Annotated in this window: 1 protein-coding gene; it reads left to right on the forward strand. The window is 46.7% G+C overall.

The features are described from left to right. A partial coding sequence (locus AC1DP6_RS36460) for an AMP-binding protein (RefSeq protein WP_477059307.1) occupies nt 1-945 on the forward strand: 945 nt, incomplete at both ends.

Genomic DNA, 945 nt, shown 5'->3' on the forward strand with positions numbered 1-945 from the left:
ATATGTGCCTATTGATACCGCATATCCTGCCGATCGTATTGCCTATATGCTTACTGATACGGAAGCCCATATTATTGTCGGCAACACCGCTGCCAAAGCTATTTTGCTGGCGATGAATCCTGTATTGGATATCATAGATATCGAGGCTGACTGGTCGCTGCTCAGCAAAGAGTCTGTACAGGCAGTTGATAGCGGTACACAGCCGGATAGTCTTGCGTATGTGATTTATACCTCCGGCTCTACAGGTCAGCCTAAAGGTGTAATGGTAACAAATAATAACGTAGTAAGCCTCGTACGGGGAACAGATTATATCAAACTAACGCCAAGGGATATTTTGCTGTCAACAGGTTCTCCTTCTTTTGATGCAAGCACACTGGAGTACTGGGGCATGTTGCTGAATGGTGGTCAACTGGTACTTTGTTCACTGAATACTTTACTGGATAGCACGCTGCTGAAAACTGAGATCCGTAGTCGGGGTGTTTCCATCATGTGGTTTACCTCCAGTTGGCTGAATCAACTGGTAAATACGGATATCAGTGTGTTTGACGGATTGGATACCATATTGGCCGGTGGAGAGAAACTTTCTGAAATGCACATTGAAAAGATCCGGAAAGCTTATCCGGATATCACAGTGATTAACGGTTATGGGCCTACGGAAAATACTACTTTCTCCCTGACCTGTGAGATTGACGATAAGGCATTGGAGCATACGATTCCTGTTGGAAGTCCGTTAAACAACCGGGTAGCCTTTATCCTGGATGAGCGGCGCAGGTTATGTCCAGTAGGGGTACCAGGCGAAATATATGTTGGCGGAGCAGGACTCTCGCGTGGGTATCTGCATCGTCCGGAGCTTACGGCAGAGAAGTTTGTGATGCATACATTCGATGATCAAACCAGCATCCGTTTATACCGTACCGGTGATATGGGCAGATGGTTGCCGGATGG

This window comes from Chitinophaga sp. 01L420 (assembly GCF_056399985.1).